We start from the raw sequence: 18344 nt of genomic DNA on the forward strand, positions 1-18344 counted from the left end.
ATGTGGTAATGTAAAGTAGTAATAAATTTTTCACCTATATCTGTACCAATTGTTGCCTGTATATAACTCGTTTTGGGCGATATTCATTATTAAGGTATCTTTTATACGCTATAAATTGAAAGTTGCTAAGTGCATAGGTAAAATCAGCGGCTATATAACGACTGATTTTTTAATTAACTTTCAGTCGGCTTCTAATGTTGATGAAACAATTCTAGGTAAAGTAAAACTATGCGAATTTTAGGGATTGAAACCTCTTGTGATGAAACCGGTATTGCAATTTATGATGACGGTGAAGGCAATTTACCTGAGGGTATAGTTGCGCATAGGCTTTATAGTCAAATTGCGGTTCATGCAGATTATGGTGGAGTAGTGCCAGAATTAGCATCACGCGATCACGTTCGCAAAACTATTCCATTAATAAAACAAGTATTGGCAGACGCTAATTTAACGCCAGCTGATTTAGATGGTGTTGCTTATACAGCAGGGCCAGGTTTAGTGGGGGCTTTATTAGTTGGTTGTTCAATAGGTCGAAGCTTGGCTTATGGTTGGGATTTACCTGCTGTTCCTGTTCATCATATGGAAGGGCATTTATTAGCGCCGATGTTGGAAGAAAATGTTCCTGAGTTTCCCTTTGTCGCCTTATTAGTGTCGGGCGGTCACACCATGTTAGTGCGTGTTGACGGTATTGGTCATTATGAGTTATTGGGGGAATCTGTGGATGACGCAGCAGGCGAAGCTTTTGATAAAACAGCTAAATTGCTTGGGCTGGATTATCCAGGAGGCCCTGTATTAGCTAAAATGGCAGAAAGTGGACGCAAAGGTCGTTATAAATTTCCACGACCAATGACTGATAGGCCTGGATTAGATTTTAGCTTCAGCGGATTAAAAACTTCAGCAGCAAATACTATTCGCAAAGAAGAAAAAGAACCGTTAACACCTGAGCAAAAAGCGCAAACCCAAGCTGATATTGCTTATGCCTTTCAAGAAGCTGTAGTTGATACGTTAGCAATTAAATGCAAACGGGCATTAAAACAATGTGATTTAAATCGCTTAGTTATTGCTGGTGGTGTCAGTGCAAATAGCGCTTTAAGAGAAAAGTTGTCAGAGATAACGAAAAAGTTAGGGGGAGAAGTTTTTTACCCTAGACCAGAGTTTTGTACTGATAATGGTGCGATGATCGCTTACGCAGGTTTACAACGTTTAAAATCGGGTGTTGATACTGACTTAACGTTTAAAGCAACTCCGCGTTGGCCGCTCGATACGTTAGAGCCAATTTAATCGGACTGACGATATTATTTTTTAGTAAAAGATATTTTTGATTCTGAACCCTGTATAAGTCTGATTATATTTTCTTTATGTCGAAATATAATCAGCGCAGATAACATTAAAACAGGAAAGACATAAATAGGTTTTAATAACCAAGTGTATAAGGGTGCCATTGATACGGTCACAATGGCAGCTAAGCTTGAATAACGCGTGGTTTTAGCGACAATTAGCCATGTTAATATAAGCAAGCCACCTAAATCCAAACCAATAGGTAACAACACACCAAAGGCAGTCGCCACCGCTTTACCACCTTCGAAATTAAAAAATATCGGATACATGTGCCCTAAGCAAGCGGCAACAGCAATGATTCCCAAATATACAGGATCTAAGCCTAGAAAGTAGCCGCCCCATACTGGTAAAGTTCCTTTTAGTATGTCAAAAATTAGCACAGAGGCCGCGACATACTTATTGCTAATACGTAGAACGTTAGTTGCGCCAGGGTTTTTGGAACCGGAAGTTCGAGGGTCGGGTAAGCTCAAAAGTTTACAAAGTAAAATGGCACTCGAAATTGAACCTACTAGGTAGGCCATAACAACCATTAAAAATGTAACAAGTAAACTAATGATATTCAGTTCCTTTCAAAGTAAGCGGTAAAAATAGCCAACTCTTTTTATCTTTTTGTCATTGTAGCGTGTTGTTTACTAGTTTTTCTAGACCTGCACAGGTAAACTCGCCATTTATTTTGTAAAGTAAGTTATGGCGATTGTTTGTACTATCTCATGAAACGCCATTAGATAAATAAGGTTTGAGTGTGGATAAAGTCTATATTGAAGGGTTAACCTTTCAAACAACCATTGGTTTTTACGCATGGGAAAAAGAAATTAAACAAACACTTGTTATAGATTTAGCGATGGGTTGGAATACGGCTGAAGCTGCAAAAAATGACGAATTATCTAAAACACTTGATTATGCCGCAATCTCTGAAGCAATAGTCGAGTTCGCGAACGCTAATCCCGTTGATTTAATTGAAACGCTTGCCGAACGAATTGCTGAGTTTCTTATCGCTAATTATCAAATTCCTTGGTTACGATTAAAATTAATGAAACCAAATGCCGTGCATAATGCCACTACAGTAGGTGTTGAGATAGAGCGTGTTTCACAGAAACTTGATCAAATAATGTAATGGCTGAAATTTATATTTCACTTGGCAGTAACATTAACCGCCAACATCATATAGAACAAGGACTTAATGCTCTAAGCGATACTTTTGGTGTACTTACACTGTCTTCGTTATTTGAAAGTGAAGCTGTTGGTTTTGCCGGAAAAGCATTTTACAATATGGTCGTTGGTGTTGAAACACAGTACAGCTTAGATGAGGTTGCCGCGATATTACGCAAAATAGAGTTTGCTAATGGCCGAAGCCAAGACGCTAAAAAGTTTAGTCCGCGTACGTTAGATTTAGACTTATTACTTTATGATAATGTTATTGCTAATGCGCCTGCACAAATACCTCGTGAAGAAATCAATAAAAATGCCTTCGTATTATGGCCACTGGCGGAAATCGCGGGGCAGCTAGTTCACCCTATTATTGGGCAGTGTTATCGTGAGTTATGGCAGCAATACGATAAAAGTCTTCAACAGTTAAAAGTAGTGCCTTTAGTTTGGGCCGAAAAAAATAAGGGAATATAAGTTTTATGAGTACAGTAGAAGTTTTTATTTTAGCGTTAATCCAAGGTTTAACCGAGTTTTTACCTATTTCTAGTTCAGCACACTTAATTCTACCGTCAGCTGTTTTAGGCTGGAAAGATCAAGGCTTAGCATTTGATGTTGCTGTACATGTTGGTACTTTATTAGCGGTAGTGCTTTATTTTCGAAAAGAAGTTGGCAGCATGGCTGTTGCTTGGTTTGGTACGTTGAAAGGCGAACGAGATAATTTTGATGGCAAGTTAGCTTGGTGGATTATATTTGCCACTATTCCAGCAGGCTTGTTTGGGTTATTGGGTAAAGACTTCATTGAAGAACACTTACGCAGTGCTCTTGTGATTGCGGCTACTACATTATTGTTTGGTTTTTTACTTGGCTTTGCAGACTTTAAAGCTAAACAAAATAAAACCATTGAAAATTTAGGTTTTAAAGGCGCTATGCTTATTGGTTTGGCTCAAGCAATCGCTTTAATTCCAGGTACATCTCGCTCGGGTATCACTATGACTATCGGCTTAATGTTAGGCTTAAGCCGTGAAAATGCAGCGCGCTTTTCTTTTCTATTATCAATTCCTGCGATTGCCATGGCAGGTAGCTATTTAACTCTAAAGCTAATTCTAGAAGCTGGTAGTGTTGATTGGGCAGCTATGGGGTTAGGGAGTGCTTTAGCATTTGTGAGTGCATATGCGTGTATTCATTATTTCCTTATCATGGTGAATAAAATAGGCATGATGCCATTTGTAATCTATCGCTTAGTTTTGGGTGCTGGTCTGCTTTGGTTTGTACTGTAAACGTTGTTACAATATGATAAATAAAAAACGCGCTTTGGCGCGTTTTTGCTATAAATCTATAAAGTAGTGCATTAGAACTAATCTAAACTTTGTAGCTATAGCAAACGTATTATTACATTAGTCTTATTAATATTAACGCTAGCTTTAAAAAGTAGAGTCTAATATTAAACTAATAACAAGTGAGAATTTTGATGGATTTGTCTTTAACTGAAGAACAAATAATGATTCAAGATATGGCAAGAAAGTTTGCCGATAGTGAATTAGCACCTGTAGCAGCAAAGCTTGATGAAACAACGGATCAAGCATTGTTTTTGAAAAACTTAGCTAAACTTAATGAGTTAGGTTTTATGGGGCTAAATATCAAAGCTGAATATGGTGGTGTTGAAGCAGGAACCGTCGCTTTTAGCTTAGCCATTACTGAAATAGCACGTGCTTGTGCCTCAACCGCGGTAACAACATCGGTAACCAATATGGTGGCAGAAGTTATTCAAGCGGTAGGTAATGAAGAACAGAAAAATAAATATTTGCCAAAAATTTGTAGCGGTGAATATCGCGCCGGTGGTTTTTGTTTAACTGAAGCTACGGCAGGATCAGACCCTGCGGGCATGAAAACACAAGCGGTTAAAGATGGCGATGACTATATTATTAATGGCAGTAAGCTTTATATAACCAGTGGTTCGTTTGCTGATGTTTTTGTTGTTTGGGCGGTTACCGATCCTGCCGCTAAAAAAGGTAAAGGTATTTCGTGTTTTATCGTTGAAGCGAGCACCGACGGTATCACCATTGGCAAAGCAGAAGAAAAGATGGGACAAAAAGCATCACCGACCAATGAAGTGCACTTTAATAATTGTCGTGTGCCTGCATCGGCGATGATGGGCGCAGAAAATAAAGGTTTTGGCGTCGCTGTTGGAGAGCTTGCAGGTGGTAGAATTGGTATTGGTTCATTAGCATTAGGTGTGGGACTTGCCGCGCTCGATTATGCGAAAGCGTATATTGTAGATCGTAAGCAATTTGGTCAATCACTTTCAAACTTTCAAGGGTTACAGTGGAAGTTAGCAGAGCGCTATACCGAAATGGAAGCTGCGCGATTGTTACTGATGCAAGCGGCATATACTAAAGACCAAGGTCAGCCCTTTGGTATGGCAGCGTCAATGGCGAAATTATTTGCTACAGAAAATGCCAATAAAGCCTGTTACGATGCTTTACAGTTAATGGGTGGGGCAGGTTATGTAAAAGAATACCCACTTGAGCGTATGGCGCGTGATGTGCGTGTAACTTCGATATATGAAGGTACCAGTGAAATTCAGAAAGTGATTATAGCCCGCGAATTATTGCAAAACGTTTAAATTATTGTCGCTGCTGAATAAAAGTTAAACGCTCTGAACCTGCCTACAACGCTTGAAAACTAAGCGTGGGAAAGAGCGTTAGATAATAACTGAATATAAAACTAATATACAAAACTGAATGAGTAAAAATTATAAGACCTAAGCGCCAATTTGAGCAATGAGTCGCTTAGCTTTATTTACAAAGCTTGGATCTTGGAATAATTGGCTAATTTTTTCTAGACCTAGCTGTTCTATATTTGTTTGCACATACATGAAATCTACGCTGCTTAATGCATCAAGACCATTGTTTTCACTCTGAAAAATATCTCTAACCTCTTCAAATGCAATTAAATCACCTAGTCGACAAGATAAATAGCAAAGCAAAGTATTTTGAGCTTCTTCAAGCGGCATAGCACTGATGAGTTTGTTATTCACTAAAGGGATTAGGCTGTTACCAATTCCGTCAACAATCGACTTGGGCAATTGCCATTGCTCTGCTAAAGCCTTACCTATTACCGATGAGTTTACATCTAATGTTATTTGTCCATTTTGTACTCTTTCAAACAATGACGTTTGATTTAAGTAAGTACTGGCTATTGATGGCTTGTAAGAGAGCATTGTCATATCGCCCAAGCTCATTAGCAGGCACAAGGTAGATAATTCAGCGGCATTCTCTTTGTCTAAATGTTTAGCGAGTAAAAATACTAAAGAACTTGCGAGATAGCTTGAGACCCATATTTTCTTATAAGCAGCCGCTTGCGCTTCGTCTTTGAATGACAAACTTTGTTGTAAAATAAATTGTATAGCGATATTTCTTACTGCGGTTGCGCCCATAAATACAATAGCATGATGAATACTTTCAATGGGTTGTTGCAAAGAAAAAAGTGAGGAGTTAACCGTGTTAAGTATTTTGGCAGTCATTTCTGCATCTGATTTGATCAGAGTGATTAGCTCTTTAGCTTCAAGCTCGCTTTTGGTTAAACTTAACAATAAGGGGTTTGGCTGGCGGCAGCATTGACTCATTTCATTAATATTTTGTTGCTGCTTACGATTAAGAATATCAAAAGGCAGTAATGTAAAATTCAAAAAGTCATTTGAATTATGCGCTAAGTTATTTACCCCACTATTTTCCTCTGGAATAAGGCGTACTGGCATCTGAATGGGAGATGATATGCTACGTATGTTAGCTGCTGGTGATTGACTTCGTTTAGCGACAATATTTTGAGTGCGACTAATTCTTCTATTGCCTTTTCCTCGTTTTAAATACCATAAAAGAGAGGTAACAATGACGATAACTATAACAAACATTTCTAATGACATTTTACGGCTTATTTAATAATAAAATTCCTATAAATTATGAACTTATTAAGTATTAAGGTCAAATGTAATACACGTCACTTATTTGACTTTGCGGTAACCTCGATAACATTATTAGCTAAGCTGTTTAAAATAGTTTAAGAGCAAGTGTAGAGCCGCATGATAAAACTTATAAACTTAGGTTTTAATCATACAGCTGTTACGCGCACTTATTTATAGTCTGTGCTTACAATAAATATTTAGCACATTTGCTTGCATCTTTAGGGTTTGACCCCACTTAAAAATATATGTCTTTATTATTGGAACTGCATTAATGGCAAATTCTATTGCGATTACCTTAGAAAATTTTCAGCAAGTTATTCTCGAAGAATCAAAAACTAAACTTGTACTGGTTGATTTTTGGGCTCAGCAAATACCAGAAAGTGTTGAATTGCGAGATAAATTAGCTATAGCATTAACCCATGTTGGCGATACTATTTTGTATGCAACGGTTGACTGTGAAACTCAAGGGCAAATTGCTCAACAGTTTGGTATTCAAGGTTTACCCACCGCTATTTTAGTACAAGACGGTCAACCGCTTGATGGGTTGACTGGACCACAAACTGATGAAAGTATTAGTGAATTTTTGGCGAAATATTTACCAAAAGAGCAAGACTCTTTATTAGCTCAAGCAAATGAGTTAGTAGCAGAAAATAAAATTGCTGAGGCATTGCCTGTTATTAGCCAAGCTTACCAACTCGACAATGAACGCGCTGATATTAAGTTAGTATTGGCCAATGTTTATATTCAAACAGGTAAAGTCGAAGAAGCAGAAATTTTGCTCAATAGCATAAAAATGATTGATCAAGATAGCGATTATAAATCGTTAGTGGCGAAGTTGGAGCTTGCGAATCAAGCGGCAGATTCTCCTGAAATTCAAGCGCTTGAGCAACAATTACAAAACGATCCGGATAATATTGAATTACAGCAAAAACTAGCTGCGCAATACAGCCAAGTTAATCGTAATGATGAAGCGTTGTCGATACTGTTTTTATTAGTACAAAAAGATGGCGCAGATATGACCAGTAAAGATTTATTGTTAGATGTGCTGAAATCATTGCCAGATGGTGATGCGCTAGCAACAAAATACAGACGTAAGCTATACACCTTAATGTATTAACACTCAGGTGTTTATTTAAGTTAGGTAAATAAAGTTAATAATGCTCAAAAAAACGCATAACAATTTATTGTTATGCGTTTTTTTATTCATCATGTTTGCTAAAGAGGGGGCGTAATTTGTAAAGTCGTTGCTATTAACTCGCTTGAGCTATTAAGTTTTCATCTTTTAATAAATAAGAAAACTCATGTAAAAATTTTTGTATCTTTTTCGCAACCACTAACTGGCAGTATTTGTTTTCAGGGTTGTTAGTAAAATAGTCTTGATGGTAACTTTCTGCACTATAAAAATTATTGGCGGCTTTTACAGAGGTAACTATAGGTTGATCAAAGGCTTTTTCATCAGTTAACTCAGCAATTCGCGCTATCGCTATTTCTTGCTGAACTGGGTTATGGAACAAAATAGTTGAGCGATATTGACTACCAATGTCATCACCTTGGCGATTGATCGTTGTAGGATCATGTATAGCAAAAAATACCGTTAAAATTTGCTCTACACTTAATAGCTCTGGATAAAAGTTGATTTGCACCACTTCTGCGTGATTACTAGTACCGCTGCAAACCTGCTCATAGCTTGGATTGATAATGTCGCCATCGGCATAACCACTTTTTACTAAATCAACGCCTTTTATGCGAGCAAAAATATTTTCAATACACCAAAAACAGCCTGCGCCTAATGTTATTGTTTCGATGCTCATTTATCTAATCCTCGGAAAATTTTCTTGGTGAAATAAATCATTTTGTTAATACATGAGACGTTTAGACGTCTATATATTTAACTTTTGTAAAAGATAGCACTCAGACGTTTAGATGTCTATATGTTTTATTCACTAATTTTAAATACTAGCCGCTAAAAAATAGGATAATTGATAAGTTACTTAATAAAGTATTGAAGTGAGAGATATTCATAAAAAAATAGGGAGTAATAAGCTTTATGATTAGCATATTAAATCACAAAGTTTCGTTGCGTGTTTTAAGAGAGAAGGTGAAAATACTCTGGCAATTTAATGCCTTCGTCACTGATTAAAAAAGTCTAATTAAAAAGTAAGTCTGATTTAAAAAACGAGTCAAAGTAAAGTGCTGTTGAAGTTGGCCTAGTGCTTTTTAATAAACACTAGGCTCATTACATACACCACAAAGGGGCTAATCTGAGGTTAAGTTAAAAGCAACATGTTGATGAAAGCGTAAGGTTAATTCATCTTTTTCAGTGGGAAGCTCTAATTCTGTAGCTAATAGGCGCATGGCTTGCTCTATTTGATTAACAAATTTCGCATAGTTTTGCTCTTCACCATTCTCAGAATGGGCAACAAAGACAAACTGTACATTATCAACCAATTCAGCTGCTTGCCATCGGCTAACAATGCCACAAGGACTTTGGTTTGGGTTGTAGCCTAACATTTGCAATTCTCCAACTTTGGATACTAAATCATGCAAACTGTGTCGCACAATAGGGACTAATCCGTTCGCAATCAGGGCGCCATTATTTAAGTTAAAACGTTTTGCGACTAAAGAAAAAGTATCGGTTAAGTAAGTGTATATTGGGTTGTAGGGATCTTTGGCTGTGGGATCAATATCTACTAATTGAGAAATTCTATGATCGAGTGTTAAGTCGATAATGGCATAAGTGATAGACGCTGTATTTTCAGCTAGAGCAACATTTTCACTTGCATACCTTTGGCCGATAGGCCTGAATTTATGTGCCGTACTTGTATTGCAGCCTTTGTTTTTAGCAAAAATGTCATAGGTTAAGTGTTGGTGGTCGCGCATACGTATTTCTTTGAGCGGGAGTTTTATTTGCTGAGCAAATTTTTTCAGTAAAGCTTTTACGCGTTGATGAAAAGCGGCAGCACCAAGCCTGATATCTGTTCCTGACGCTAAAAATACTAAGGTTATTTTTTTTGTTCTAATATTGGCATCAAAGAAGGAGTTTTGTAATACATGCTGATTTGGATCGTAATAGAAGATGATTTGCTGCTTTGTTTGCCATTGATGCATTTCTTGGCTATAACGCACTCTGACCAATTTATTGTTGGCGACCAGTATGCTGTTTTTAATCTCGCTTTCGTTACTTAGGGTAAATAATATTTTCGCTAGCGTTTGATAACAGTCATAATAATTGCTGCTGCCATCTTTAGCTATTTGTATGGGTAACTCTGCAAGCAGTTGATCTGTTAAAGCAAATTCAGCCAAGATATACTGATTGTCGCGCGAACTTGCCGGTATATAAGCTTTTGCTGCAGCGTTACGTTTCCTAACTATTGACATCACAATTCCTTGTCTCAATTTTAGGTACCACATTGATACCGATTCATTAAATATGAGTTGGATTATAAGCCGTAGATGTGACATTTTTATGTCAATGAATCAGCGAAACTGAAATAGTAAATAACATTTGGAGGCTCGCTTGAGCAGACGAAATATATGTCGATAGAGGATAAAGCAGAGCTAGTTGCTGCAATAAATCAGATCATGCCATTCGGAAAGTACAGCGGCCGAAAGTTACTACAATTACCTGAGCCATATTTGGTTTGGTTTCATGCTAAGGGTTTACCTGAAGGAAAACTTGGCGAGCAGTTGGCACTTATTTATGAAGTAAAACTTAATGGCTTAGAAGATATGTTAAGACCCTTATTGCGAAGTTAAGCGATTAAATTATAGTAAATTTAAATACAAAAAATCGCGGTATTAATTTTTTGTTGAGCAAACGGGGCATTTTTTCTGTTTTGTTAAGGTAAATTGTTGCCATGAATTATTCAAGCCATCGAAAATATTTAATTGATTGGTTGCGACCGTATGGCCGGTTAAAAACTTAATGGCTTGCAAGGCTTGCATACCGCCGATAATGGCGAGAATTGGTCCTAATATCCCTAAAGTTTGACAATTATTATCAGGTGCTTTTTTGTCGGCTGGAAATAAGCATTGATAACATGCACTGTCGGGTATGTTTGGATTTACAAACATATGTTGTCCGTCAAAACCGGTTGCTGCGCCAATAATTAACGGCTTTTTATGTTCAATACATTTTTGATTGATTAAATAACGCGTAGTGATGTTATCAGTACAATCAAGCACTAAGTCGACAAGGGGGAAATAGTAGTCGGCTAACTCAGCGTCGAGCATTTCATCGAGCACTTCAATGTTATTACTGCTATTAAGTTGCTGTAGTTTTTCGGCGGCATTGTCGGCTTTATTTTTGCCAATGTCGTTTTCATCAAACAGTATTTGTCGGTGTAGGTTACTAATGTCAATACTGTCACCATCAGCCAGATAGATATTACCAATGCCTGCAGCGTTTAAATAAACACTTACTGGGTTACCCAAACCGCCAACACCAATAATTAAAACACTGGCATTTTTTAGGGCTTGCTGACCTTGCTCGCCAATACCTTTTAACATAGTTTGACGACTAAAACGTAATTGTTCGTTTGCACTAAGCATGGGGAATTGGCCCTGTATAATGATAACTATGTACAGCATTGGCTTTAAACTGAATGTATACCGCCATTTTTTCCGATAGCGCCATTCGAGTTGCTGACCATAAACTAATTTGCGCATAAAAGGCTTGTTCAGCACATTCTAATGTAATTAACGCATTGGTTTTATTGTGTTGAATAGCGGTAATTGTTGCAGGTAAATGATTAACAATTGAACTGTGCTCAGGCGCTGTTAGGCAGATACTAATATCTCTTGCATAGATGATACAGCGCAGTTGTTGGCCTATTAAGCTTTGTTCACTTTTTTGCTCGATACTTTGCGCAAGTAGCGGTAAATATATGCTGTGTTTATCGTTCTGTGTTGCGGGTAGTAAAAGGCGAGTTAGGCCGTAATCAGGCAAATGCTCAGCAATAGCTAACGACAAGCTTGTTTTAGGACTAGATTCACCGCGGCTATTTAAGTCGTGGATTGCTTGATGAATAGGGGCTACTTGGCTAATTTTTCCTGCTGACACTACGACTAATTGCTCGGCAATACTCTGTAATTCACTCAAACTGTGACTGACATATAGCATGGGTAATTGAAGTTGTTGTTGAATGGTTTTTAAAAAAGTCAGCATTTGCGATTTAGTCGTTTTGTCTAAGGCACTAAAAGGTTCGTCTAATAATAGTAATTTAGGCTCTGCTAATAAAGCTCGAGCAATTGACACTCTTTGTTTTTCACCGCCAGAAAGTTGCGTAACACTGTGGTGTTGTAATTGCGTTAACTGGGTTAATGTCAAAACTTCTTCAATGGTTAATTTACGGTTTTTAAGTCGCTTAGCGCCATAAGCTAAGTTCTCATAAACGTTTAAATGTGGAAATAAACGACTGTCTTGAAATACTAAGCCGATATGTCTTTTTTCTGCTTTAATAAAACAATGTTCGTCACTATTTTGTAACGTCATATTATTTAACGAAACGTGGCCTTTTGCTTGTTTTTCAAGACCAGCAATTACCCGTAATAAAGTCGATTTTCCTGAGCCTGAATCACCATAGATACCGGTAATATTATCGATACTAATCTTTTGCTTAATCACTGTTTCAAAACTGTTAAATGCCAAAGAAAAGTCTACTGTTAGGGTAGAAGTGCTGATCTTATGTTGAGGCGTTCGCTCAGGCGTTAGTATCTTACTCATGACTTAACGACTCGTTGTTTACTGTTCAAGCTTTTACTTAGGTTATTCCCCAGTAAATAAACTAAAGATAACAGTATCAACGAAGCAACTAATAACCCTGAAGAAAGTATATGGGCATTGGTGTAATTAAACGCTTCTACATGGTCGAATAATGCGATGGATAACACCCTTGTTTCGCCTGGAATATTACCGCCAATCATCAATACTACGCCAAATTCGCCTACCGTATGTGCAAAGCCTAAAACGGTTGCGGTAATAAAACTGGCCTTAGTAAGTGGAAAAACAATACTAAAAAATCTATCTATTGGCCCAGCGCCTAACATAGCGGCAGCTTCAAGATGATGATCGCCTAATTGTTCAAAAGCTTTTTGTAATGGCTGTACAACAAATGGCAAGGAATATAGCACCGAGCCGATAACAATCGCACTAAAACTGAAAGCAAGTTGACTGCCAGTGGCGCTTTGCCATAATTCTCCAGGTAATGATGTAGGAGAAAACGCCAACAGTAAATAAAACCCTAATACAGTTGGTGGCAATACTAGCGGCAGAGCAACAACGGCTTCAAAAAATACTTTAAATCGACTTTGCCACTTTGCCAAATACCATGCGAGTGGCGTACCTAAAAGCAGTAGTATAACGGTAGTAACAGCCGCCATTTTTAAGGTGGTGACAAGGGCGAGAATATCAGCTGAAATATCCGTCATGTTATTGCGTGACCTTATTCATTTTGCTTGATGATTCAAGGGCTAAATAACCCAGTTTTTGTAATGTTTGTTGACTACTTGCTTGCAGAAGAAAAGCACTTATTTGTGTTGCAAGTTCAACTTGAGGACTAGATTTAATAATCACTAATTGCTGAGCAATAGGTTGGTAATAACTCGCAGGAATAATAATACCTTTGTGATCATTCATCACTAATTGGCTATTGGCTACTATACCTAAAGGCACCGCTTGACTGCGAACCTGTTGAAAAGTTTGATTGATGTTAATACCAGTAATTAAGTTACGACTAATTTTCGACCACAAAGACAAATGCGTGAGCGCTTGTTGTGCTGCCATGCCATAAGGTGCGGTGTCAGGGTTGGCAATAGCTAACTTACCTGAATAGTGCATTAGTTCACTTAAATCACTTATAGGTTGGGTTGCCGACCATAAAGCAATTTGCCCAAAAGCATAAGTTTTTCGGCTATTTGCTACGATCAGATGCGATTGTTCAAGCAGCTCTGGGCGCGTGGTATCGGCAGATAAAAACAAATCAAAAGGAGCGCCGTGCTTTATTTGCAAATATAGCGTGCCAGTCGCCGCGCTGATAATTTGTAAATCAATCTGCTCTCTATGGGGTAAGTCAGCTAAGAGTATTTCAAGTGCTGGCGCAAAATTAGCAGCAACAGCAATACGAAAAGGCCGAGCTTGCTCTTGTAGTGTTACAGCGAATGTTTGCTGGGCACACAAAGTAAAACAAGCCACCAATAGCAGGCGAGTTTTTATTAAAAGCTTAAACGTAAATCTAGATATGAGCTCGGACATGTGTACTTTCTATAAAAATGCGTTACGTAAACTTTAAATGCGGAACAAAGTTACATGGGCGATGACTGGCGTCTAATTGCTCAACTATTAATTTATCCCAAGCTGTTTTACAGGCATTTGTTGACCCCGGTACAGACAATATAACGGTACTATTTGCCATGCCGCCAAAGGCACGAGATTGCACGGTTGAGGTGCCAATTTCGTCAAGCGATATTGCTCTAAATACTTCACCAAAGCCTTCAATGTTTTTATCAAATAAAGGCAACAGTGCTTCAGGTGTATTGTCTCGTGCAGTAAAACCTGTGCCGCCTGTGGTTAATATCACTTGTATATCGTCACGGGCAATCCATTGAGAAACAATTGAGCGTAATTGGTATACATCGTCTTTTGAAATTTCTTTCGCTGCTAACTTATGACCTGCACCTTGTAAGCGCTCAACCAATGCTTGGCCTGAGGTGTCGTTGTGTTCTTCTCGGGTATCTGAAACGGTTAACACTGCAATATTTAATGGCACGAAACCATCGCCACAATGGATAGGGGAATTACTAGACATGAGATTTCCTTTGTAAAGATAAAAGTTGCTTTGCCTGTTGCCATTGCTCAGGCGTATTGGTGTTGAATAAACATTGGCTATTTTTAGGCGTTATTTCCCTATGCGGAATTTGCGTGAGTAAACTTCGAACTGAAGGCCCAGATAAATTACGTTTATTATTAGCTGATTTTGATGCTACTTGCGACTTACCTTGAGAGTAAGTTCGAGACAGTGATTGTTGAAAAAACTGTTCAACAAAAGCATTTACCGGTAAATATAAGGGCAAGTAATTATCCGTAAAGTAACAAGCGCGTTGGCTTAATTCGCCTGCTTGTTTTAATGCTAAAAGTTCATTTGAGGTCATTAACGGTAAATCAACCGGTAAAATTAACAGTGCTTGAGGTTTAAATTGTTCAATAATACTTTGAATGCCACCTAGAGGTCCCATATCAGCTAGAAGATCGTCAACGCCGTGTTCACCGCCACTAACAACGACCTGCGAACTACCAGCAGCGTTAAGCAGCGATTTACTATAACTGAGCATGTCTTGATTATCGCGCAGCAAACCGGCTTTATTTTGCCCCATGCGGGAAGACTTCCCCCCCGCTAAAACGACTCCTAAGCATGATTGGAATAAAGTCATTAACCGCCCAACATCGCAAGGTTTTTTGTCGCACCGGTAAGTTTTTCATGTAAAAAGTGAGTTTGTTTTTTGTCGGTTAGCATCTGGGTAATCGCAGCTTTTAACGGCTCAACATCATCGGTTTGTAAATAGTCTTTTAACGATAAACCTTGCTCGGTAAATAAACATAAATGCAATTTACCTAACGAACTTATGCGTAAACGGTTACAAGTATTACAAAAGTCTTTTGAGTAAGGCATGATCAAGCCTATTTTACCGGCATAATCTGGGTGATAAAACTCTTGCGCTGGTCCTGCGGTTTTATCATTAATAACCGGTAACCAACCGTCTAAGATTAAGTTCTGCTTTATGCGCGAACCTTGAACATGTTGTGCATCGAAAAATTCTTTATTATCACCTGTTTGCATTAATTCAATAAAGCGTAATGTGACCGGTTTATCTTTTAACCAAGCTAAGTAACTTGCAATGTCGTAACCATTATATTCACGCATTAAAACCGTGTTTATTTTGATGGCTACATTGCCAGCATCAATCGCCATATCAATACCTTTGAGGATATGATCAAGCTTGTCGTGGCCAGTAATTGCATGGAATTGTCTAGGGTCTAAACTGTCAATACTGATATTTATGGCATCAATACCTGCATCTAACCAAGCAGGTAAATGCTCAGGCAGTTTGTAGCCATTAGTCGTAATGGCTACTTTCTTAATGCCAGGCGTTTGTTTACATTTTGCAATTATTTCAGGCAGGTCTTTACGCAGTGAGGGTTCACCGCCAGTAATTCGAATTTTTTCTGTGCCCATAGCAGAAAATGCTGAAGCTAAACGTGTTATTTCAGGTAGGGTTAAAAATTGTCTGTCGTGATCGCATTTATAACCATCAGGCAAGCAATAGCTACAACGAAAATTACAAACGTCAGTGATCGATAGGCGCAAGTAATAAAACTTGCGGCCGAAGTTGTCTGTTAACATGTCACCTTTCCAAAGTCGGGAGGTAAACAAGTTTCCTTGTTAACCCTGGCAAACTCAAGTTTAGAACTTGGTTTACGGCTAAAATAGCATGCCTGAATAATAATCAGGTGTAGCTAAGAGAGCTCGGCGAATAATAAATGAATGAATATTTTATATCATACAAAGCTAGCATAGTATGATTCTAATCAATATAACAGATAAAGACCTTGGTTATGCTAAATAGCGTTCACTAATATGATTAATATTGTTAACGTGCCGTATTAAATTAGTTTAGGTTAAATTAGATTTATTCTAGTTCGGTTAGTCCATCGCTCATTTTTGTTCGACTAGAAATCGATTTATAAATATTAATAAAATTAAAGAATTGGAAGAGTTTACTATGGTTGATTGTTGTTCTGCACCCGGATTAATGCCTTTTGAGCAAGCACTAGACACTATGCTTGCGGCTATTAAGCCAATAAGCGATGTTGAAAATATCACACTTACTGATGCACTAGGTCGAGTTTTATCAAGCAATATCAGCAGCCCAATTAATGTTCCACCGCATAATAACTCTGCGATGGACGGCTATGCATTTGCCCATAAAAGTTTACTTAATGAGCAATGTTTGAAATTGGTTGGTCGTTCGATGGCCGGTCAACCTTTTGAAGGCAAGTGCGGTACAGGTGAGTGCATTCGCATTATGACCGGCGCTAAAATTCCTGTTGATTGCGATACTGTTGAAATGCAAGAAAACTGTCAGGCAGATGCTGAAAATATACTTTTTCTAGCGCCACGTCATATTGGCGACCATGTTCGATTAATGGGTGAAGATATTGACCAAGGGCAGGTTGTTTTTACCAAAGGACGACGCTTATCGGCAATTGATATTGGCGTATTAGCATCACTTGGCATTAATGAACTTAATGTGTTTCGAAAAATTAATGTTGCACTGATTGCTACTGGCGATGAATTAAAAGCTTTAGGACAACCTCTGCAAAGCGGCGACATATTTGAAAGTAATAGCTATGCGTTAGCGGCAATGCTTAAAAATCTCAATGTTAATGTGATTAATTTTGGTGTGATTGGCGATGATGAAAATGCAATTAGAGAGGCTTTTATGCAAGCTGATGCTCAGGCTGATGCTGTTATTTCCTCCGGTGGTGTTTCGGTAGGCGATGCCGATTACACCAAGCTAGTACTTGAACAAATAGGTGAAATAGCTTTTTGGAAAATAGCCATGAAACCCGGCAAGCCTTTTGCTTTTGGTACATTACCCAACAGTATTTTTTTTGGTTTACCGGGCAACCCAGTGTCTGCCATGGTTACTGCCGATTTACTGGCAATGCCAGCGCTAATGAAGCTCCAAAATTACCATGCGGCACCTGCAATTACCTTATCCGCTAAAACGGTTACTGACTTAAGAAAATCACCAGGGCGAATGGATTTTCAACGTGGTGTTTTATCTTATAACCAGCAAGGTGAATTAATGGTAACAAGCACGGGAAATCAAGGGTCAGGCATATTAACCAGTATTGCTTCTGCAAATTGTTATATTGTTTTACCTGCAGATCAAGGTCGGGTGAAAGCGAATGAAACAGTCAACATCCGTTTGTTTGAGCGTTTTTTTAGCTAAATATATACCGACAATAAATTGAAACTTAAGTAGGGTTTAGGTTTGTCAAAAACCATTTATTTTATTCCAGGCACTATGTGCAATCAACAATTGTGGCTGCCTGTATGGCAGTTGCTGCGAGAACAATGTAATGAGGATCTTCAACTCATCCACTTAGTGATCCCAAACTCAGGCACTATGGATGAGGTAGTTGACGCATTAGCTCATAAAATTATTGAAAAAAACGCGATATTAGTCGGGTTTTCGCTCGGCGGTTATATAGCAAGTGCTATAGCGTTAAAGTTGGCTCACAAACTTCAGCACTTATTAATCGTTTCTAATTGTCCGAAAAATCTGCCAGAAGCTGAAATTAAACAACGTAAACGCACCGTTGACTGGATTAAGCAACGCGGTTACTCAGGCATTCCACATAAACGCATTGATGATCTGCTGCACCCGAAAATTAAGCAATTAAGTTTGCCGCGTTATCAGCATATCAAACAAACGATTGTCGAGATGGATCAAGCGCTTGGTGTAAATGTCTTATTGCATCAAATAAGTGTCTCGCTGCTAAGACCTAATTTATTGTCTTTATTGGCAAATTTAACCTTACCGATAACATTTCTTGTTGGAGATGAAGATAACTTAGTTGAGCTTGTATCGTTTAGAAAAGAATTAGCACAAGTGTTTAAAATTGAAGAAAATGTATTGATACATGAAATCGCTAATACGGGTCATATGCTACCTTTAGAATCGCCTCAAGTTTTAGCAACAAAAATCATCCATATATTGATGAGTTAATGCTACTTTTCATCGTCTTAAATAGCGCCAATAATTTAATTGCGTAAAGCTGTGCTTGCTTGAGTGAAAGCGTGTAAAATAGCGGCAATTATTTTTAAGTTAGGACTTT

General features: G+C 38.2%; 20 protein-coding genes and 1 riboswitch. Of the genes, 9 read left to right on the forward strand and 11 right to left on the reverse strand.

The features are described from left to right. The first annotated feature begins 228 nt into the window (after positions 1 to 228). Complete coding sequence (gene tsaD, locus H4J50_RS01815) at positions 229 to 1278, forward strand: tRNA (adenosine(37)-N6)-threonylcarbamoyltransferase complex transferase subunit TsaD (RefSeq protein ID WP_182254076.1); 1050 nt, start codon at positions 229 to 231, stop codon at positions 1276 to 1278. Positions 1279 to 1292: 14 nt separating this feature from the next. Here tsaD and plsY read toward each other — a convergent pair whose 3' ends face one another. Then, positions 1293 to 1889 (reverse strand): glycerol-3-phosphate 1-O-acyltransferase PlsY, encoded by a 597-nt coding sequence (gene plsY, locus H4J50_RS01820; protein ID WP_275403670.1) that lies wholly within the window; start codon positions 1887 to 1889, stop codon positions 1293 to 1295. A 188-nt stretch (positions 1890 to 2077) separates the two neighbouring features. On the opposite strand from plsY, the gene folB reads away from it, so the two are divergent. The 4 genes from folB (at position 2078) to H4J50_RS01840 (ending at position 5104) form a co-directional block, all read left to right on the forward strand. Continuing rightward, positions 2078 to 2449: a dihydroneopterin aldolase gene (gene folB, locus H4J50_RS01825; protein WP_108457123.1), complete on the forward strand. Its 372-nt coding sequence runs from the start codon at positions 2078 to 2080 to the stop codon at positions 2447 to 2449. Continuing rightward, the gene (folK, locus tag H4J50_RS01830; RefSeq protein ID WP_182254078.1) at positions 2449 to 2955 is read left to right on the forward strand and encodes a 2-amino-4-hydroxy-6-hydroxymethyldihydropteridine diphosphokinase; all 507 of its coding nucleotides are present in this window, start codon (positions 2449 to 2451) and stop codon (positions 2953 to 2955) included. Before folB ends, folK begins: the two co-directional genes overlap by 1 nt. A gap of 5 nt (positions 2956 to 2960) precedes the next feature. Beyond that, positions 2961 to 3758, forward strand: a complete 798-nt coding sequence (locus H4J50_RS01835) for an undecaprenyl-diphosphate phosphatase (protein WP_108457121.1) — start codon at positions 2961 to 2963, stop codon at positions 3756 to 3758. Between the two features lie 191 nt (positions 3759 to 3949). Next, the gene (locus tag H4J50_RS01840) at positions 3950 to 5104 is read left to right on the forward strand and encodes an acyl-CoA dehydrogenase family protein (protein WP_108457120.1); all 1155 of its coding nucleotides are present in this window, start codon (positions 3950 to 3952) and stop codon (positions 5102 to 5104) included. Between the two features lie 138 nt (positions 5105 to 5242). Here the strand turns inward: H4J50_RS01840 and H4J50_RS01845 are convergent, their stop codons facing one another. Next, positions 5243 to 6403: an HDOD domain-containing protein gene (locus H4J50_RS01845; RefSeq protein ID WP_182254079.1), complete on the reverse strand. Its 1161-nt coding sequence runs from the start codon at positions 6401 to 6403 to the stop codon at positions 5243 to 5245. A 310-nt stretch (positions 6404 to 6713) separates the two neighbouring features. Here H4J50_RS01845 and H4J50_RS01850 point away from each other — a divergent pair, with 310 nt between their 5' ends. After that, entirely contained in the window at positions 6714 to 7559 is an 846-nt protein-coding gene (locus tag H4J50_RS01850; protein WP_182254081.1) for a tetratricopeptide repeat protein, read from the forward strand. Positions 7560 to 7692: 133 nt separating this feature from the next. Here the strand turns inward: H4J50_RS01850 and msrA are convergent, their stop codons facing one another. Together msrA and H4J50_RS01860 are read right to left on the reverse strand one after the other, a co-directional pair. Then, on the reverse strand, positions 7693 to 8253 hold the full coding sequence (gene msrA, locus H4J50_RS01855; protein WP_182254083.1) for a peptide-methionine (S)-S-oxide reductase MsrA: 561 nt from the start codon (positions 8251 to 8253) through the stop codon (positions 7693 to 7695). Positions 8254 to 8698: 445 nt separating this feature from the next. Further along, positions 8699 to 9820 carry a DUF3083 family protein gene (locus H4J50_RS01860; RefSeq protein WP_108457116.1) on the reverse strand — a complete coding sequence of 374 codons (1122 nt, stop codon included), beginning with the start codon at positions 9818 to 9820 and terminating at the stop codon, positions 8699 to 8701. A gap of 156 nt (positions 9821 to 9976) precedes the next feature. Here H4J50_RS01860 and H4J50_RS01865 point away from each other — a divergent pair, with 156 nt between their 5' ends. Continuing rightward, positions 9977 to 10198 carry a DUF3820 family protein gene (locus H4J50_RS01865; protein WP_108457115.1) on the forward strand — a complete coding sequence of 74 codons (222 nt, stop codon included), beginning with the start codon at positions 9977 to 9979 and terminating at the stop codon, positions 10196 to 10198. Positions 10199 to 10240: 42 nt separating this feature from the next. Here the strand turns inward: H4J50_RS01865 and H4J50_RS01870 are convergent, their stop codons facing one another. The 7 genes from H4J50_RS01870 to moaA all read right to left on the reverse strand — a co-directional run bounded on the left by H4J50_RS01870 (position 10241) and on the right by moaA (position 15840). Continuing rightward, on the reverse strand, positions 10241 to 10993 hold the full coding sequence (locus H4J50_RS01870; RefSeq protein WP_182254085.1) for a HesA/MoeB/ThiF family protein: 753 nt from the start codon (positions 10991 to 10993) through the stop codon (positions 10241 to 10243). Continuing rightward, on the reverse strand, positions 10986 to 12167 hold the full coding sequence (modC, locus tag H4J50_RS01875) for a molybdenum ABC transporter ATP-binding protein (protein WP_182254087.1): 1182 nt from the start codon (positions 12165 to 12167) through the stop codon (positions 10986 to 10988). The genes H4J50_RS01870 and modC overlap by 8 nt, the downstream gene beginning before the upstream one ends. Then, positions 12164 to 12871, reverse strand: coding sequence for a molybdate ABC transporter permease subunit (gene modB / locus H4J50_RS01880; RefSeq protein ID WP_108457112.1), 708 nt, complete (start codon positions 12869 to 12871; stop codon positions 12164 to 12166). Before modB ends, modC begins: the two co-directional genes overlap by 4 nt. Position 12872: 1 nt before the next feature. Then, entirely contained in the window at positions 12873 to 13694 is an 822-nt protein-coding gene (gene modA / locus H4J50_RS01885) for a molybdate ABC transporter substrate-binding protein (RefSeq protein WP_182254089.1), read from the reverse strand. 22 nt (positions 13695 to 13716) lie between these two features. Next, entirely contained in the window at positions 13717 to 14247 is a 531-nt protein-coding gene (moaB, locus tag H4J50_RS01890) for a molybdenum cofactor biosynthesis protein B (protein ID WP_108457110.1), read from the reverse strand. Further along, a complete protein-coding gene (locus H4J50_RS01895) occupies positions 14240 to 14869 on the reverse strand; it encodes a molybdenum cofactor guanylyltransferase (protein ID WP_182254091.1) in 630 nt (209 codons plus the stop codon). Before H4J50_RS01895 ends, moaB begins: the two co-directional genes overlap by 8 nt. After that, complete coding sequence (gene moaA / locus H4J50_RS01900) at positions 14869 to 15840, reverse strand: GTP 3',8-cyclase MoaA (protein ID WP_108457109.1); 972 nt, start codon at positions 15838 to 15840, stop codon at positions 14869 to 14871. Before moaA ends, H4J50_RS01895 begins: the two co-directional genes overlap by 1 nt. After that, a riboswitch (molybdenum cofactor riboswitch) is annotated at positions 15827 to 15981 on the reverse strand. (Overlaps the previous gene by 14 nt.) A 238-nt stretch (positions 15982 to 16219) precedes the next feature. On the opposite strand from moaA, the gene moeA reads away from it, so the two are divergent. Both moeA and H4J50_RS01910 read left to right on the forward strand, forming a co-directional pair. After that, positions 16220 to 17455, forward strand: coding sequence for a molybdopterin molybdotransferase MoeA (gene moeA, locus H4J50_RS01905; protein WP_182254093.1), 1236 nt, complete (start codon positions 16220 to 16222; stop codon positions 17453 to 17455). A gap of 42 nt (positions 17456 to 17497) precedes the next feature. Next, positions 17498 to 18235 (forward strand): alpha/beta fold hydrolase, encoded by a 738-nt coding sequence (locus H4J50_RS01910; protein WP_182254095.1) that lies wholly within the window; start codon positions 17498 to 17500, stop codon positions 18233 to 18235. Positions 18236 to 18344 lie beyond the last annotated feature (109 nt).

This window comes from Colwellia sp. 6M3, assembly GCF_014077595.1.
GTDB lineage: Bacteria > Pseudomonadota > Gammaproteobacteria > Enterobacterales > Alteromonadaceae > Cognaticolwellia.

Excerpts from the sequence above, each read along its gene's own strand:
- tsaD (WP_182254076.1), top strand. The coding sequence starts at position 229 with ATGCGAATTTTAGGGATTGAAACCTCTTGTGATGAAACCGGTATTGCA.
- folK (WP_182254078.1), top strand. The coding sequence starts at position 2,449 with ATGGCTGAAATTTATATTTCACTTGGCAGTAACATTAACCGCCAACAT.
- H4J50_RS01835 (WP_108457121.1), top strand. The coding sequence starts at position 2,961 with ATGAGTACAGTAGAAGTTTTTATTTTAGCGTTAATCCAAGGTTTAACC.
- H4J50_RS01840 (WP_108457120.1), top strand. The coding sequence starts at position 3,950 with ATGGATTTGTCTTTAACTGAAGAACAAATAATGATTCAAGATATGGCA.
- H4J50_RS01845 (WP_182254079.1), bottom strand. The coding sequence starts at position 6,403 with ATGTCATTAGAAATGTTTGTTATAGTTATCGTCATTGTTACCTCTCTT.
- H4J50_RS01850 (WP_182254081.1), top strand. The coding sequence starts at position 6,714 with ATGGCAAATTCTATTGCGATTACCTTAGAAAATTTTCAGCAAGTTATT.
- msrA (WP_182254083.1), bottom strand. The coding sequence starts at position 8,253 with ATGAGCATCGAAACAATAACATTAGGCGCAGGCTGTTTTTGGTGTATT.
- H4J50_RS01860 (WP_108457116.1), bottom strand. The coding sequence starts at position 9,820 with ATGTCAATAGTTAGGAAACGTAACGCTGCAGCAAAAGCTTATATACCG.
- H4J50_RS01865 (WP_108457115.1), top strand. The coding sequence starts at position 9,977 with ATGTCGATAGAGGATAAAGCAGAGCTAGTTGCTGCAATAAATCAGATC.
- H4J50_RS01870 (WP_182254085.1), bottom strand. The coding sequence starts at position 10,993 with ATGCTTAGTGCAAACGAACAATTACGTTTTAGTCGTCAAACTATGTTA.
- modC (WP_182254087.1), bottom strand. The coding sequence starts at position 12,167 with ATGAGTAAGATACTAACGCCTGAGCGAACGCCTCAACATAAGATCAGC.
- modB (WP_108457112.1), bottom strand. The coding sequence starts at position 12,871 with ATGACGGATATTTCAGCTGATATTCTCGCCCTTGTCACCACCTTAAAA.
- modA (WP_182254089.1), bottom strand. The coding sequence starts at position 13,694 with ATGTCCGAGCTCATATCTAGATTTACGTTTAAGCTTTTAATAAAAACT.
- moaB (WP_108457110.1), bottom strand. The coding sequence starts at position 14,247 with ATGTCTAGTAATTCCCCTATCCATTGTGGCGATGGTTTCGTGCCATTA.
- H4J50_RS01895 (WP_182254091.1), bottom strand. The coding sequence starts at position 14,869 with ATGACTTTATTCCAATCATGCTTAGGAGTCGTTTTAGCGGGGGGGAAG.
- moaA (WP_108457109.1), bottom strand. The coding sequence starts at position 15,840 with ATGTTAACAGACAACTTCGGCCGCAAGTTTTATTACTTGCGCCTATCG.
- moeA (WP_182254093.1), top strand. The coding sequence starts at position 16,220 with ATGGTTGATTGTTGTTCTGCACCCGGATTAATGCCTTTTGAGCAAGCA.